At 66.3% G+C, this 14,917-nt stretch carries 14 protein-coding genes; 11 read left to right on the top strand and 3 right to left on the bottom strand.

What is annotated here, in order from left to right; translation table 11 throughout:
* The first annotated feature begins 121 nt into the window (after positions 1 to 121).
* The 4 genes from LRX75_RS00420 (at position 122) to LRX75_RS00405 (ending at position 2,281) form a co-directional block, all read left to right on the top strand.
* A complete protein-coding gene (locus LRX75_RS00420) occupies positions 122 to 469 on the top strand; it encodes a thiol-disulfide oxidoreductase DCC family protein (RefSeq protein ID WP_231811249.1) in 348 nt (115 codons plus the stop codon).
* Between the two features lie 97 nt (positions 470 to 566).
* Positions 567 to 1,562, top strand: a complete 996-nt coding sequence (locus tag LRX75_RS00415; protein WP_231811248.1) for an NAD(P)/FAD-dependent oxidoreductase — start codon at positions 567 to 569, stop codon at positions 1,560 to 1,562.
* Positions 1,559 to 1,984, top strand: coding sequence for a DUF3429 domain-containing protein (locus LRX75_RS00410; RefSeq protein WP_231811247.1), 426 nt, complete (start codon positions 1,559 to 1,561; stop codon positions 1,982 to 1,984). Before LRX75_RS00415 ends, LRX75_RS00410 begins: the two co-directional genes overlap by 4 nt.
* A 33-nt stretch (positions 1,985 to 2,017) precedes the next feature.
* Positions 2,018 to 2,281: a hypothetical protein gene (locus tag LRX75_RS00405; RefSeq protein WP_113148656.1), complete on the top strand. Its 264-nt coding sequence runs from the start codon at positions 2,018 to 2,020 to the stop codon at positions 2,279 to 2,281.
* Positions 2,282 to 2,337: 56 nt separating this feature from the next.
* On the opposite strand, the gene LRX75_RS00400 is transcribed toward LRX75_RS00405, so the two are convergent.
* Both LRX75_RS00400 and ppk2 read right to left on the bottom strand, forming a co-directional pair.
* Entirely contained in the window at positions 2,338 to 3,780 is a 1,443-nt protein-coding gene (locus LRX75_RS00400; RefSeq protein ID WP_231811246.1) for a phospholipase D-like domain-containing protein, read from the bottom strand.
* A gap of 136 nt (positions 3,781 to 3,916) precedes the next feature.
* Positions 3,917 to 4,879: a polyphosphate kinase 2 gene (ppk2, locus tag LRX75_RS00395; RefSeq protein WP_231811245.1), complete on the bottom strand. Its 963-nt coding sequence runs from the start codon at positions 4,877 to 4,879 to the stop codon at positions 3,917 to 3,919.
* A gap of 211 nt (positions 4,880 to 5,090) precedes the next feature.
* Between ppk2 and LRX75_RS00390 the strand changes: the two genes are divergently transcribed.
* The gene (locus LRX75_RS00390) at positions 5,091 to 6,038 is read left to right on the top strand and encodes a DUF808 domain-containing protein (RefSeq protein ID WP_231811244.1); all 948 of its coding nucleotides are present in this window, start codon (positions 5,091 to 5,093) and stop codon (positions 6,036 to 6,038) included.
* Positions 6,039 to 6,163: 125 nt separating this feature from the next.
* Entirely contained in the window at positions 6,164 to 6,772 is a 609-nt protein-coding gene (locus tag LRX75_RS00385; protein ID WP_231811243.1) for a J domain-containing protein, read from the top strand.
* 14 nt (positions 6,773 to 6,786) lie between these two features.
* Here LRX75_RS00385 and LRX75_RS00380 read toward each other — a convergent pair whose 3' ends face one another.
* Positions 6,787 to 7,446 (bottom strand): TetR/AcrR family transcriptional regulator, encoded by a 660-nt coding sequence (locus tag LRX75_RS00380; protein ID WP_231811242.1) that lies wholly within the window; start codon positions 7,444 to 7,446, stop codon positions 6,787 to 6,789.
* A 200-nt stretch (positions 7,447 to 7,646) separates the two neighbouring features.
* Here LRX75_RS00380 and LRX75_RS00375 point away from each other — a divergent pair, with 200 nt between their 5' ends.
* From LRX75_RS00375 to glcF, 5 genes are all read left to right on the top strand, one after another.
* Positions 7,647 to 9,263, top strand: coding sequence for a GMC family oxidoreductase (locus LRX75_RS00375; protein WP_231811241.1), 1,617 nt, complete (start codon positions 7,647 to 7,649; stop codon positions 9,261 to 9,263).
* Positions 9,260 to 10,717 carry a coniferyl aldehyde dehydrogenase gene (locus LRX75_RS00370; protein WP_231811240.1) on the top strand — a complete coding sequence of 486 codons (1,458 nt, stop codon included), beginning with the start codon at positions 9,260 to 9,262 and terminating at the stop codon, positions 10,715 to 10,717. The genes LRX75_RS00375 and LRX75_RS00370 overlap by 4 nt, the downstream gene beginning before the upstream one ends.
* A 109-nt stretch (positions 10,718 to 10,826) precedes the next feature.
* Positions 10,827 to 12,266 carry an FAD-linked oxidase C-terminal domain-containing protein gene (locus tag LRX75_RS00365; protein ID WP_231811239.1) on the top strand — a complete coding sequence of 480 codons (1,440 nt, stop codon included), beginning with the start codon at positions 10,827 to 10,829 and terminating at the stop codon, positions 12,264 to 12,266.
* Positions 12,263 to 13,507, top strand: coding sequence for a glycolate oxidase subunit GlcE (gene glcE / locus LRX75_RS00360; RefSeq protein WP_231811238.1), 1,245 nt, complete (start codon positions 12,263 to 12,265; stop codon positions 13,505 to 13,507). Before LRX75_RS00365 ends, glcE begins: the two co-directional genes overlap by 4 nt.
* 6 nt (positions 13,508 to 13,513) lie before the next feature.
* Complete coding sequence (gene glcF / locus LRX75_RS00355; RefSeq protein ID WP_231811237.1) at positions 13,514 to 14,806, top strand: glycolate oxidase subunit GlcF; 1,293 nt, start codon at positions 13,514 to 13,516, stop codon at positions 14,804 to 14,806.
* Positions 14,807 to 14,917 lie beyond the last annotated feature (111 nt).

The following is a 14,917-nucleotide window of genomic DNA, read 5'->3' as shown; positions in this document are numbered from 1 at the left end:
GCAGGGCGCGGTTGCATCGATCGGTCACGCCACTGAACCGGCGCAGCTTCGCTTCCGTACCTCTCCCACACCGTCACCATCCGTTTCTTGTCGGGGGTCACGGGTCTTCGGAGGGATGTCCATGGTCGAGAAAGTCACCGTCTGGTTCGATAGCGGATGCCCGCTTTGCCAGCGCGAAATCGCGCTCATGCGGCGGCTCGACCGGCGTCAGGCGATCCGGTTCGTGGATGCCTGCGACCCCGCATCCTCCTGTCCGATCGACCGGGGCGATATTCTTGCGCGGTTCCATGCCGAAGAGAAAGGGCGGCTTCTCTCGGGCGCTGCCGCCTTCGCTGCGATGTGGCGCGCCATTCCGCTGTTGCGCCCGCTCGGCCTTCTGGCCGGATGGGGGCCGGTGACACCGCTCTTCGATACCGCCTATCGCGGTTTCCTGCGGGTGCGCCCGCGTCTGCAGCGCCTGTTTCGATGAACGGTCGCTCGACCGTTGCCGTCGCGCGCAGCGGCGTTAGATCCTCGATCAGCCGCTGCAATGGGGCATGTCGGCGACAGGAACGATCGGGAGACGCATGAGCGATCCGAAACGCGTGGCCATCATCGGTGCGGGAATGGCGGGGTTGACGCTCGCCCGCGCCCTCGCCGGTCACGCCGCCATCCGCATCTTCGAAAAAAGCCGGGGCATCGGCGGCAGGATGGCCACGCGCCGGATCGAGGACAGGGCGTTCGATCACGGCGCCCAGTATATCACGATCCGCGAGCCGCGCTTCCGCGACCTGCTGGACGCGGCCGCAGCCGACGGCGCCGTGGAACGCTGGAACCGGGACATCGTCTCCCTGCCGGCGGCACGGCAGGACGGCCCGCGCGCCGATGCGCCACGATATGTCGGCAAGCCGGCGATGAATGCGCTGCCGAAATGGATGGCGAGGGATTGCGATATCGCTTTCGACACCGAGATTTCTTCCGTGTCCGGAACACCCGGACACTGGACCCTGACGGCGGGCGCCGGCGAGGACGGCCCCTTCGACTGGATCGTCGCAACGGCGCCGGCGCCGCAGTCGGCAGCCCTGCTCCCGCCCGCCTTTGCCCATCACGCAGCCATGCAGACGACCCGCATGCATGCCTGCTTCACCCTGATGGTCCCATTGAAGCCCGGTGCGGCAACACCGTTTGCAGCCGCGCGCCTCGATGATCCGGTCATCAGCTGGATCTCTCGCAACGATACCAAGCCCGGCCGCGACGATGCGCCATGCCTCGTCGTTAACGCCGGCCCGGAATGGTCCGACCGGCATATCGAGGCACCGCTCGAAAGCCTGCGGGTCCAGATCATCGAGGCGGTTCGCCGGTACGTCCCCTTGGACAGCACCGAAGCGGATAGCGCCGTCATCAAGCGCTGGCGATACGCGAACGTCGCACGACCTGCCGGCCAGCCGTTCCTGCTCGATCCGGCGCAACAGCTGGCCAGTTGCGGCGACTGGTGCATTGCCGGCCGCGTCGAAGCAGCGTTCGAGAGCGCGAGCCGGCTCGCAGACGCACTTCTCCCCGCCTTACGGGAAACACCGCCATGACGACACGATCCAAAACCGCCTCGACACTGCTGACATATTCCGGCGCCCTGCCGTTCTGGCTGCTGGTGGTCGCACCCGTCACCGTGCTCGGCATCGATACAAGCCAGGCGTTCCTCGCCTACGGCGCCGTCATCTCGGCCTTCATGGCCGGCACGCTCTGGGGCGCGGCGCAGATGGGGAAGGCAGGCCTCGCGGTGGTCGTCGCCAGCAATGTCTTCGCGCTGCTGTCCTTCGCGACGCTGCTCGTCCGCCAGCCCACCTTCTCCGCGGGCCTGCAACTGATCGTTTTCGCGCTGCTGCTTCTGGCCGACCGGATCATCTTTGCCAACGACCTCGAACACCGGTGGTATGTCAGGTTGCGGACGCGGATCACCGTCATCGTCGCGCTGGCCTATGTTGCGATGCTCTACCGACTGGCATAGACCCGCAACGAACAACGACAGGAGCGAAACGACATGCTGCTACTGAACAAGCCGCGCGGATCCGGCCCGTACCCGGACCGCGACATCGCCTGCCAGGAGGCCGTCGAGCAGACGTTTCTCGATATCGCCAAAGGGCTGACGCCGGAAAACATCGTGGAGACCGCTTCCGGCCGCCTTCCACCGCCGTTTCAACGTCTGGCGAAGGAAGCGGAAAAGGTCGGCTGGGGACTGGAGGAGGCCGAGGTCGCGATCAGCGAACTCGCCCAGAACCTGCTGGACGATATGTCGGCCATGTAGGCGGCCCGACGTCTCGGCGGAAAATGCCGAGACGAAGCGGACGTCGCAGGGAACCGTCAGGACCTGTGAAACCGTCGCTTCAGGAAGCTGGATGTCCGGTATTTGACGCCGGCCGGGCGTTCGGGGTCGGCCATGTCCGATTCCGCCATCATCTCTTCGGCTGCGGTGAGCTCGCGCATTGCCACGGGCACCAGCCGGCGCCCTGTCTGCGCGGTCAGCGCCCCGATGGCTTTGACGAGCGACCCATGCTCGGCGATCGCGGCGGCCACGCCGTCCACACCGTGCCCCAGATGTTCGCCGATGAGCGCGTTGCGGCATGCGGCGATCTTCTGCGCCATCTCCGGCTCATCGGGGCGCGCTTCGATCAGCACGTCGCATTCCGTATCGTAGCCCATCGACCGGTTGTTGAGGTTGGCGGAGCCGAGCTTCAGGATCCGGTCGTCGGCGATCATGATTTTGGCATGCACGTAGATCGGCGTGTCCGCATCGTTGACCGGATAGAGAATGCGGAACCGGTCGAACCGGTCGGCATCGCGAACGATCTTCATGAGCCGGATACGGGCGGAGTCCATGGCCTTGGCTTCCAGCCAGCCGTTCGCCCCTTGCGGGTTGACGACGACGATTTCCGGTCCGTCCGGTTCCTCCAGGCGTTTCGCCAAGGCCTCGGCGATCCGACGCGAGGCGAAATACTGGCTTTCGATATAGAGCGTCTCGCGCGCGGCGGCGATGATGGCGAGCGTCGCGGTTTCGATCTCCACCACTTGCTGGCGTTCGTCATATTGCGGCAGCGTGCGGGCGATGCCGACGTCGATATCGCGGAAATCGACGGCGAGATCGTCCGGCCAGGCGTCCGATGCGCTTTCGACCGGCTCCAGCGTATCGCCCGTCGCTTCCTGCCAGCGCGTGCGCGCGAGTTCGGCCAGGGCTGCAGCGGCCTTGCCGGAAAAGCACGTCGTCGCGTCGTGCCAGGGCTCCTGCGCAAATCCCAGCGGCGAACGGCGACGCTTGTCCTTTTCCAGATGCTCCGACGTATCCCAGCGGCCGACCGTCATGTCGATGCCGCCGCAGAACGCGACCTCGTCATCGATGACGAGCAGCTTCATATGATGCGCCGACAGCGGCGGATGTGCGCTGTCGAGCTTCAGACTGACGCGGTCGGAAAACAGCCAGCCGAGCATGTAGACCGGCGTTTCGCCGCGGACGAGCGAGGCGAACAGGCCCATATCCCATTTGAGGATGCGGATGTTGAGCGCCTCGTTGCGCTCCGCCAGCCAGTTCAGAAAGCGTCCGAGCTTGTCGGGCGAACCATCCGTGCTCTTGCCGGGCACGAGATCGATGCGCGTGTCGAAATCCCAGCCGATCAGCACGATCGACCTTTTCGCCTTCATCATCGCCTGCCGGGCATGGCGGAAGAAGGCCTCGGCATCGACAATGACCGAAAGCCGGTCCGCACGCGCGACCCGCCAACAGGTCTGCTGTTCCACCAGAAGTGTCTGCATCGCCTCTTACATTCCCTACACCGTCGGAGCAGCGGAGATAGGGCCCGATCGCCGCCCGGCCATCTCCAGTCGCGAAGATGTTCGCGCTGGAAGACGCGCCGTTGCCGATGCAAAGCGATGCCAAGGTCCCGAATGCTTACGCGCCGCTCTTCCGGACGTGGCGGGGCGCCCCGGCGTCGGGCGTGCCGTAGACATCCGGCACGTACATGTCCGCCGGCACCGGCTTGCGGTAGTAATCGGCGTTGCGGGCGCGGTCCGGCAGCTGGACGGACGGCTTGGGAACATCCTCGTAGGGGATCTGCTGCAGGAGATGCGAAATGCAGTTCAGGCGCGCCTTGCGCTTGTCCACGGCATCGACCACCCACCAGGGCGTTTCCGGGCGGTGCGTGCGCTCCAGCATGTCTTCCTTGGCCTTGGTATAGGCTTCCCAGTGTATGCGGCTCTCCAGATCCATCGGAGACAGCTTCCACTGCTTCAGCGGATCCCGGATCCGCATGTTGAAGCGGAAGGCCTGTTCGTCATCCGTGATCGAGAACCAGTATTTGATCAGAATGATGCCGGAGCGCACGAGCATGTTTTCGAACTGCGGAACGGACTGGAAGAACTCCTCCAGCTCGTCCGGCGTGCAGAACCCCATCACCCGCTCGACGCCGGCGCGGTTGTACCAGCTGCGATCGAACAGAACGATCTCGCCGGCCGTCGGCAGGTGCTGGACGTAACGCTGGAAATACCACTGGTGGCGTTCGCGCTCGGAGGGCGCCGGCAGCGCGACCACGCGGCAGACGCGCGGATTGAGCCGCTGGGTCACGCGCTTGATGGCACCGCCCTTGCCGGCGGAGTCGCGCCCCTCGAACAGCACGACGACCTTGAGCTTTTTGTGCTGCACCCAATCCTGCAGGCGCACGAGTTCGTGCTGAAGACGAAAAAGCTCCTGAAAATAGACCTTGCGATCGAGAAGCGGTTCGGCCGTCGGGTCGGTGGCCTCTTCGAAGAGGTCGTCGAGGCGATCCTCCTCCATCTGCATTTCCAGTTCCTCGTCGAAACTGTCGACAATCTCCGCCTTGATGCGCGCGAGCTGGGCCGGGTCGTTGATGTTCATGGAAGCTCCGTGACGGACAGAAGGGATGTGGCAAAAGCGCATGCTACCGTCTTTCCTGTGTCAGCTGAATGACGCTCGTCGCGCATTGACTTGGGCGCGATCTTGCGGCCCTGTCTCCCGTGCGCAGCCGTCGACGCTGCGCGACGAGGTGACAACAGGACCATTGCGATGCGACGGCTTGCCCGGCATCGGACCCGGAAAGGACGTTGTATTGGCGACAGGCTTGATAGCGCTACTGGATGACATCGCCGCCATTGCGAAGCTGGCGGCCGCATCCCTCGACGATGTGGGCGCGCAAACGGCAAAGGCCAGCATCAAGGCCGCGGGTGTCGTCATCGACGACACGGCGGTGACGCCGACCTATGTCGTCGGCCTGTCCCCGAGCCGGGAACTGCCGATCATCTGGCGGATCGCCAAGGGGTCGCTGCGCAACAAGCTCGTCTTCCTGCTGCCTGCCTGCCTTCTCCTGGGCGCCTTCGTGCCGTGGCTGATCACGCCCCTGCTGATGATCGGCGGCACCTATCTCTGCTTCGAGGGCGCCGAGAAGATCCACTCCGCCCTGTCGGGCCATGGACATGCCGATGCAGAGGCGGCAGCGACCGTCGATCCCGCCACACTCGAAGAGCAGAAGGTCTCGGGCGCCATCCGCACGGACTTCATTCTTTCGGCCGAGATCATGGCGCTGACGCTTGCCGGCGTCTCCACCTCGAATTTTGCAACGCAGGTCGCAGTCCTTGCCGCCGTCGGCATTCTCATCACGGTTGCCGTCTATGGCGTCGTGGCGTTCATCGTGAAGGCCGACGATATCGGCCTCCATCTGGTGGCGACGGGCGGGGGCATCGGCAAGACGATCGGGCATGGTCTCGTCAAGGGCGTTCCGGTCTTCCTGCAGATCCTCGCGATCGTGGGAACCGCCGCCATGCTCTGGGTGGGCGGCAGCATCGTCAATCACGGCCTCGCCGAGTTCGGGCTGCACCTGCCGGAACATGTCGTTGAAGGTACCGCGGCCTTGGCGGTCACGGCCATCCCCGTCCTGCCGCAGGTCGTCCACTGGCTGCTGGCGACCCTGATGCAGGCGATCTTCGGCGCCATTCTCGGCGGTATCGTCATCCTGCTCGTTCAGGTCTTCAAACCGATTTTCGCGGGAAGCCGGACATAGGCGGGAATGGCCGGCGTCCGATCGCCGGCCATTCCCTGCCATCTGAGGCCAGTCTCATACACAGAATGATCGTCACCGTGCAAAGCGGTCTTGCGAGATCGCGCGTCTGATCGCATAAGCCGTGCATGTCTGATTCACGTATTTTCGTTGGCCTCAAGTCTGCCAAGAAGAAGTCCAAGGCCGCAGAGGTCCCTACGGGGCCGCAGTGTCAATGGCACGGGTGCGAGAAGGTCGGCACCCATCGCGCACCGGTCGGTGCCGGAGGCGAAGGCCTGTTCCTGATGTTCTGTCTCGACCACATCAAGGAATACAACAAGGGCTACAACTTTTCACCGGATCTGTCCGACCCGGTCGTTGCGCGCTACCAGCGCGATGCGATCAGCGGTGCGCGACCGAGCTTCGGCAAGCCGATCGTGGAAGCGACCGAACTGCCCATGCCGTTCACCGTGCGCTCAGGCTCGGCGAAGTCGCTGAACGCCCGCAAGAGCGCGGCCGAACGGCTGATGCAGAAGCGGGAGGCGCAGGCGCGCAAGCTGAAGGTGCTCGAGGCGAAGGCCTTCGAAACCCTGGGCCTGCCGCACGATGCCACGCCGGACCAGATCAACCGGCGCTACAAGGAGCGCATCAAGCTGCACCATCCGGATTCGAACGCCGGAAACCGGGCGTCGGAGGCCGAGCTGCAGGCAACGATCGAGGCGCACAAGATCCTGAAGCTCAACGGATTCTGTGGATAGGCCATCGGCCTCGTTCAGTTTTGCGCAGGTAACGGATCGCCGGCGGCATCCTGTCGCGCGGTCGTACCGGCCGCCCGGTAGGCCATGACCACGGCGAAAAGCGCCTGGGTCATGCGCTCGCGAACGCTGTCGTCGCCGAACAGCACGGCCTGTATGCCCTGGAAGAAAATGCCGTCGAGCGCGACATAGGCAAGGTCCCGGAACGGTTCGGGGTCCCGCGCCGGATCGATCAGCCGGAGAACGGTTCCGGTCATGGCCTTCAGCTCGTGTTCGATCTCGGACACGACATCCCTGTACTTCGGCTCGAAGAGGGCCTGATTGCGCAGATCGTACCAGAAGCGGTGCAGGGCAGTGGATGTCATGGCGCTCTCCACCAGCGCCTCGATCGCCTCCTCCACCGAACGCCTTTCAACGATGATCTCGGCAAGCCGGGCGATGAAGGTCTGCTTGAACCGCCGGACGGTGAAGACGATCAGCTCGCTCTTGTCGCCAAAATAATAGTGGAGACGACCGAGATTGATATCGGCCGCAGCCGCGATATCGCGCAGCGACGTGCGCGCATAGCTCTGCGCAGACAGGCTTCGCAAGGCCTGATCGGCAAGCTCCGTCTTGCGCTGCAGCCCTTTCGCCGTCTTGTGTCCGCTCTGCGGCGGGTCGGTTTTCGTGCGTGTCATGCGGTTAGCTGTAATCCCAACCGTCTCCTCCGTCGAGGCGGTGCTTGACAAGAATGGGACGCTCGTCCAACTTATGGATTCCGCTAAATAAGCGGTCACGAATGGGAGGTCGTGATGGGAGGGTTTCACGGAGGCGCGGCGCGTGCAGCCGTCGTGCGCGGCAAGGCGCATGGCCGGACCGATGCCGTACCGGTCACGGCATGAGCGCGGATCTGTTCGATATCATCGTCATCGGCGCCGGTCCGGGAGGCTGCGCGACGGCGGCCCGGATCTCCGAGGCGCGGCCCGACTGGCGTGTCGCGCTGGTCGAGACGGGGCCGGCGAAAGGAAATGCGCTGGTTTCCGCTCCGGCCGGCATCGTCGGTCTCGTCGGCCGCCGCAATCGCCACAACTACGCTTACGAGACGGTTCCGCAGCGGGACCTCAACGATCGCCGCGGCTTCCAGCCCCGCGGTCGCGGCGTCGGCGGCAGCAGCCTCATCAATGCGATGATCTACATCCGCGGGCAGCCCGAGGATTATGATGGCTGGGCGGCTGCCGGCTGTACCGGCTGGGGCTGGGACGATGTCCTGCCGCTGTTCCTGCGCGCGGAGGACAACCACCGTGGCGCGGATGCCTTTCACGGCACGGGCGGGCCGCTGCATGTGGACGACCTCTGGACCGACGTCGCGCTGACCGGAGATTTCCTCACCGCGGCGAAGCAGGCCGGCTATCCGCCCAACGGCGATTTCAACGGGCGGACGCAGGAAGGGTTCGGCACCTACCAGCTCTTTCAGAAAGGCGGGCGCCGCTTCGATGCCGGCACCGCCTATATCCATACGCGGCGTGGCCCCAACCTCCGGCTTCTTCCCGAGACGCAGGCGCTCCGCCTGACCTTCGAGAACGGCCGGGTGACCGGCGTGGAGGTGCGTCATCGCGGGCAGACGCACATGATCTTCGCACGACGCGAGGTGGTGCTGGCCGGTGGCGCCTTCGGCACCCCGCAGCTTCTCATGCTTTCGGGCATCGGCCCCGAGGAGCACCTGCGCCAGCACGGCATCGCCGTCGTGGCGGACCGGCAGGCGGTGGGCGCCAATCTTCAGGATCACCTCGACCATATCAGCAGCCGGCTCGTTCGCGGCGGCGGCGTCATCGGAACGACCCCCGTCGGCGCGATCCCGCTCCTTCGCGGGCTGCTGCCGTATCTGCAGGGCAAGCGCGGAAACCTGTCCAGCAATTTCGCCGAGGCCGGCGGCTTCGTGCGGTCCTCGCCCGCCGTCGATCGCCCCGATCTGCAGTTCCACTTCACCATCGGCCTCGTCGAAAACCATGCCCGCCGCATCATCCTGAAGACGGGCATCTCCCTTCACGTCTGCGTTCTGCGTCCCGCCAGCCGCGGCACCGTGCGGCTGGCGACGGCCGATCCCACGGGCGCGCTTCTCATCGATCCGTGCTATCTCTCGGATGCCGGGGACCTGCAGACGCTGGTCAAAGGCGTGCGCATCGCCGAGCACATTCTCCGCCAGCCCGCTCTGGAGCAGCACAAGGGCCGCCCCTTCCGCGCCCTCGACCCGCAGGACGATGCGGCGATCGAAGCGAGCATCCGGGCGCATGCCGACACGATCTACCATCCCGTCGGCACGTGCCGGATGGGCAGCGATGCGGCCTCCGTGGTCGATCCGGAGCTGCGCGTGCGCGGGGTCACCGGCCTGCGCATCGCCGACGCCTCGATCATGCCGACGATCGTCAGCGGCAATACCCAGGCCCCGAGCGCCATGATCGGCGAGCGCGCCGCAGACCTGATCCTGCGAAGCGCGAGAAAACAGGACGCGGCATGACCGATCTCGACGCCCTTCTCTCGGTCCAGCGCCGGGCCTTCACGGCCGCGCTGCCCGAGCCGCCCGCGGTCCGCATCGACCGGCTGAGGCGCGCCGCAGCGATGATCCGCGACAATGCCAAAACCTTCTGCGCGGCGCTTTCGCAGGATTTCGGGCATCGGAGCCTCGCCCAATCCATGCTGACCGATATCGCCGTTCCGATCGGGGCGCTCGATCACGCCGCGAAGAACCTGCGCGCCTGGTCGAGGCCCGAGCGCCGGCCCCTGCCCTTTCCGCTCGCGCTGCTCGGCGCACGGGCGCATGTCGAGTATCAGCCGAAGGGTGTCGTCGGGATCATTGCGCCCTGGAACTTTCCGATCAACCTCATCATGACGCCGATGGCCGGCGTGCTGGCGGCCGGCAACCGTGCGATGGTCAAGACCAGCGAATATACGCCGGCGACAAACGCCGTCTTCGAGGCCGTGGTCGGGCACTATTTCGCAGAGGACGAAGTCCGCTTCGTCAGCGGCGGCCCGGAGGTCGGGCAGGCCTTTGCCGGCCTCCCCTTCGACCATCTGATCTTCACCGGCGCGACCGGCATCGCCCGCCACATCCTGCACGCGGCCGCCGACAATCTCGTGCCCGTCACGCTGGAACTCGGCGGCAAGTCGCCCGTGATCGTCGGTCGCGGTGCCGACATCGCGCGCACGACCGCACGCGTGGCGCTCGGCAAGATGCTCAATGCGGGACAGGTCTGCCTTGCGCCGGACTACATGCTGGTGCGCGATGCGGACGAGGAGGCGGTCGTTGCCGGGCTGAAAGCGGCCGTTGCGCGGATGTATCCGACCCTCCTCGACAATCCGGACTACACGTCGATCATCAGCGACCGGCATATCGCCCGGCTGGCGGGCCTTCTGGAGGACGCCCGCGCGAAAGGCGCGCGCGTCGAGGTCGTCAATCCTGCCGATGAGGACTTTTCCGCCGGAAACGGTCGCAAGATGCCGCTGCACATCATCCGCGGCGCGACCGACGACATGCGCGTGATGCAGGAAGAGATCTTTGGCCCCATCCTGCCGATCCGCCGCTTCGAAGACATGGCGGACGCGATCGCCCAGGTCCACCGCCGGGGCCATCCGCTTGCGCTCTACTATTTCGGTGCGGATGCACGCGAGCAGCGGTACGTCATCGATCGCACCCTCTCCGGCGGCGTCACGATCAACGACGTCCTCTTTCACGCCCTGCCGGACGACCTGCCCTTCGGCGGCATCGGTCCGTCGGGAACGGGCACCTATCACGGACGCGACGGGTTCAGGACATTCAGCCATTTCAGGGCGATCTATTCCCAGCCACGGCTCGACATCGCGAGCCTCGCCGGCATGATGCCGCCCTATGGCGTGTTCTCGCGTCTGTCGGCCCGGCAGAAGATCGGTCGCGCGAGAAGGAGAAAGGGTGGCGGGCAGGACACGGACCGCTGATGCGGCCGGTTCTTTTCGCCCGCTCGCCGCAATTCCGCTCGCGCGGATCCCGAAGATGCCTATAATCCCCCATCGATGCGAGGAGCATGATCCACGGGGAGGAGAGACCGTGTCGCACACCATAGCCTTCCTGCCGCCGCGGGCCGACGTGCTGGCGCAGCGGGCGCGAATTATCGCGGATCTCGGTGCCCTTCTGCCGCAAGGCGGGCTGGTGCATGAGGCGCGCGAACTGGTGCCGTTCGAGACGGACGCCTATGTCGCCTACCGGCAGCTGCCGCTGGCCGTTGCCCTGCCCCGCACGACGCAGGAGGTTTCCGCGGTCCTTGCCTATTGCAACCGTCACGGCATTCCCGTCGTGCCGCGCGGGGCGGGAACCTCGCTTTGCGGCGGCGCCATTCCCCAGCCGGATGCGGTGGTGCTGGGCCTGTCGCGCATGTCCGCCATCCTCGAGGTCGATCTGGAGAACCGCGTGGCGCGGGTGCAGGCCGGCGTGACGAACCTGTCGATCTCCGAGACCGTCGGCCCGGAGGGCTTCTTCTACGCGCCGGATCCAAGCTCGCAACTTGCCTGCACCATCGGCGGCAATATCGGCATGAACTCGGGCGGCGCGCATTGTCTCAAATATGGCGTGACCACGAACAACCTTCTGGGCGTAACCCTGGTGCTGATGGACGGCACGGTCATCACACTCGGCGGCAGCCATCTCGATGCCGCGGGCTACGATCTCCTCGGCCTCGTCTGCGGCTCGGAAGGGCAGCTCGGCGTGGTGACGGAGGCGACGGTCCGGATCCTTGCGAAGGCGGAAGGCGCCCGCCCCGTCCTCTTCGGCTTTGCCACATCGCGCGAGGCGGGCGCCTGCGTGGCCGACGTCATCGCGGCCGGCATCATTCCGGTCGCCATCGAGTTCATGGACAAACAGGCGATCGAGATCTGCGAGGCTTTCGCCAAGGCCGGCTATCCCCTGCATGTCGGCGCGCTGCTGATCGTCGAGGTCGAGGGGTCGGAGGCCGAGATGGAGGCGATGCTGGCTGCCATCGTCGCGATCGCCCGCCGTCACGGCGTGATGACGGTGCGCGAGAGCCAGTCGGCGACGGAAGCCGCCCTGATCTGGAAAGGCCGCAAGTCCGCCTTCGGCGCCACGGGCCGCATCGCCGATTATATCTGCATGGACGGCACGGTGCCGCTCGGCAAGCTCTCTCATGTGCTGCAACGCACGGAGGAAATCTGCACCGGGCTTGGCCTGCGCGTCGCCAACGTCTTCCATGCCGGCGACGGCAACATGCATCCGCTGATCCTGTTCAACGCCAACGATCCGGCGGAGGCCGCAAAGGCCGAGGTGGCCGGCAATGAGATCCTGAAGGTCTGCGTGGAAGCCGGCGGCTGCCTGACCGGAGAACACGGCGTCGGCATCGAGAAGCGCGACCTGATGCGGTTCCAGTTCTCCGATGCCGACCTCGCCCAGCAGATGGCCGTGCGCTACGCCTTCGACGCCGACTGGCTGCTGAACCCGTCCAAGGTCTTCCCGCTCGACGGACGGCCCGCCGCATGAACCAAGTTTATCGTCCCCAGAGCGAAGCGGAAGCCTGCGACCTGATCCGGCAGGCGGCGGAGGCGGGAACGGCGCTCTCCCTCATGGGCGGCAATACCCGCTCGGGTCTCGGCAACCGGGTTGCGGCCGATGCCGTTCTCTGTTCCACCGGCCTTGCCGGCATCGTGGACTACGAGCCCGGCGAGATGGTGATGACGGCGCGGGCGGGCACGCCGCTCGGCGCGATCGAGGCGGCCCTGTCCGCCAACGACCAGATGCTTGCCTTCGAGCCGACCGATCACCGCGGCATGATGGGCACGCAGGGAGAGCCGACCATCGGCGGCGTGTTCCTCTCCAACGCATCCGGCCCGCGTCGCCTGTCTGCCGGTGCGGCGCGCGACAGCCTGCTCGGCCTGCGCTTCGTCAACGGGCGCGGCGTGGCGATCCGGGCCGGAGGGCGGGTGATGAAGAACGTGACGGGTCTCGATCTCGTCAAGCTGCTCGCAGGCTCGCACGGCACGCTCGGCTTCGTAACGGAGGTCACCTTTCGCGTGCTGCCGCGGCCGGAGAGCGAGGCGACCATCGTGCTGCGCGGCCTCGACGAGGCCACGGCCACGAAGGCGATGGCGGCCGCCATGGCGCAGCCGGCCGATGTCTCGGCTGCGGCGCATGTCCCGCAGGCCGTGGCGCGAACGCTGCCGGACGCGGCCGGGCAGGCCGGAGCGCTGACGGCCCTGCGACTGGAGGGCCTCTCGGCGTCCGTTACCGTGCGGTCCGCCGCGCTCGCCGCACGGCTGTCGGATTTTGCGCCGGTCGATACGCTGGACGCGGCGGCCAGCGCCGGGCTCTGGCGCACGATCCGCGACGTCACGCCCCTGCAGGCGCATCAAGAGCGGCCGCTCTGGCGGGTGTCCGTCGCGCCGGCGGCCGGTCATCGGCTGATCGCGGAACTCCGGCAGCATGCCGAGGTCGACGCGCTCTGCGACTGGCAGGGCGGACTCGTCTGGCTGCAGATGGGCGGCGCGCCGCAGGCGGACCTGCTGCGCCGGACCGTTGCGGCCCTGGGCGGCGGACACGCCACGCTGATGCGGGCATCCGACGATGCGCGCGCCGGCCTCTCCGCCTTCGAGCCGCAACCCGCACCGATCGCGGCCTTGTCGGCGCGTATCAAAGCCAAGCTCGACCCGGCCGGCATCTTCTCGCCGGGCCGGATGGCACCGGTCTTGCGACCCGGTGTCGGGACGACAGGCAGGACGGGATAGCGGCAGATGCAGACCTCTTTCACACCCGAACAGCTGGCCGATCCGCATGTGGCGGAGTCCGAAAAGATCCTGCGGCGCTGCGTCCATTGCGGCTTCTGCACGGCCACCTGTCCGACCTATGTGACGCTCGGCAACGAGCTCGACAGCCCGCGCGGGCGCATCTACCTCATCAAGGACATGCTCGAAAACGATCGCCCCGCCGACCGCGAGGTCGTGACGCATATCGATCGCTGTCTCTCCTGCCTTGCCTGCACGACCACCTGTCCCTCGGGGGTCGATTACATGCATCTCATCGACCATGCCCGCGTTCACATCGAGCAGACCTATAGGCGTCCGCTCGCAGACCGGATGATCCGCGACCTGCTCGCCGCCATTCTGCCCTACCCTGCGCGATTCCGCGCCGCGCTGGCGCTCGCCCGGGTCGCCCGGCCGCTCGCCCCGCTCCTGCGCCGCCTGGCACCCTTGGCTCCGCTCGCCGCCATGCTCGACCTCACACCGCGACGGGCCGCGAAGAGAACTGCACGGCCCGCTCCGGCTGCCCCCGTGCCCGACCGCGGCCGCGTCATCCTCCTCGACGGCTGCGCCCAGCCGACGCTCGATCCCGGCATCAACGCGGCCTCGCTGCGGCTGCTCACGCGTCTCGGCATCGCCGTGGCCGACCCCAAAGGCGAAGGCTGTTGCGGTGCGCTGGTGCACCATATGGGCCGCGAGGCCCAGGCGCTCGATTTCGCACGTCGCAACATCGACGTCTGGATGCGCGAGGTCGATGCGGGCGGGCTTGACGCCATCCTCGTCACGGCATCGGGCTGCGGCACGACGATCAAGGATTACGGCCACATGCTGCGCCTCGATCCGCTCTACGCCGAAAAGGCCGCGACGATCTCTGCGCTGGCAAAAGACATCACGGAATATCTCTCCACGCTCGACCTCGAAACCCTGCCGAAACGCGATCTCGTGGTCGCGTATCACTCCGCCTGCTCGCTGCAGCACGGGCAGAAGATCACGGCCCTGCCCAAACGCCTGCTGCAAGCCGCGGGCTTCACCGTGCGCGACCCCGCGGAGGGGCATCTCTGCTGCGGCTCGGCTGGAACCTACAATATCCTCCAGCCCGAGATCTCCGCCACGCTCAAGCGACGGAAGGTGAAGAACCTCGAAGCGACGAGGCCGGACGTGATCGCCGCCGGAAACATCGGCTGCCTCACCCAGATCGCCTCGGGAACCGCCATCCCCATCGTCCATACCGTCGAACTGCTCGACTGGGCCTATGGCGGACCGAAGCCCGTCAAACTGACCGGTTAATGCCGCCGGATATTTCCCCCCAAGCTTCGGATCATTCCCGCCCTCGATGCCTCGGCCGTCCGGCTTGCATCGCGCTTGACGCGCCAGCCGGGCGGACGTAGGGGGTGCCGA

Origin of the sequence: Rhizobium quercicola, from assembly GCF_021168455.1 — a bacterium.
In the GTDB taxonomy this organism is placed as follows: Bacteria; Pseudomonadota; Alphaproteobacteria; order Rhizobiales; family Rhizobiaceae; genus Ferranicluibacter; species Ferranicluibacter quercicola.
This window is presented reverse-complemented; position numbering and strand designations above follow the sequence as displayed.

Bases quoted from the DNA above. Each gene is read 5' to 3' on its own strand.
- LRX75_RS00420 (WP_231811249.1), top strand. From the start codon at position 122: ATGGTCGAGAAAGTCACCGTCTGGTTCGATAGCGGATGCCCGCTTTGC.
- LRX75_RS00415 (WP_231811248.1), top strand. From the start codon at position 567: ATGAGCGATCCGAAACGCGTGGCCATCATCGGTGCGGGAATGGCGGGG.
- LRX75_RS00410 (WP_231811247.1), top strand. From the start codon at position 1,559: ATGACGACACGATCCAAAACCGCCTCGACACTGCTGACATATTCCGGC.
- LRX75_RS00405 (WP_113148656.1), top strand. From the start codon at position 2,018: ATGCTGCTACTGAACAAGCCGCGCGGATCCGGCCCGTACCCGGACCGC.
- LRX75_RS00400 (WP_231811246.1), bottom strand. From the start codon at position 3,780: ATGCAGACACTTCTGGTGGAACAGCAGACCTGTTGGCGGGTCGCGCGT.
- ppk2 (WP_231811245.1), bottom strand. From the start codon at position 4,879: ATGAACATCAACGACCCGGCCCAGCTCGCGCGCATCAAGGCGGAGATT.
- LRX75_RS00385 (WP_231811243.1), top strand. From the start codon at position 6,164: ATGTCTGATTCACGTATTTTCGTTGGCCTCAAGTCTGCCAAGAAGAAG.
- LRX75_RS00380 (WP_231811242.1), bottom strand. From the start codon at position 7,446: ATGACACGCACGAAAACCGACCCGCCGCAGAGCGGACACAAGACGGCG.
- LRX75_RS00375 (WP_231811241.1), top strand. From the start codon at position 7,647: ATGAGCGCGGATCTGTTCGATATCATCGTCATCGGCGCCGGTCCGGGA.
- LRX75_RS00370 (WP_231811240.1), top strand. From the start codon at position 9,260: ATGACCGATCTCGACGCCCTTCTCTCGGTCCAGCGCCGGGCCTTCACG.
- glcE (WP_231811238.1), top strand. From the start codon at position 12,263: ATGAACCAAGTTTATCGTCCCCAGAGCGAAGCGGAAGCCTGCGACCTG.
- glcF (WP_231811237.1), top strand. From the start codon at position 13,514: ATGCAGACCTCTTTCACACCCGAACAGCTGGCCGATCCGCATGTGGCG.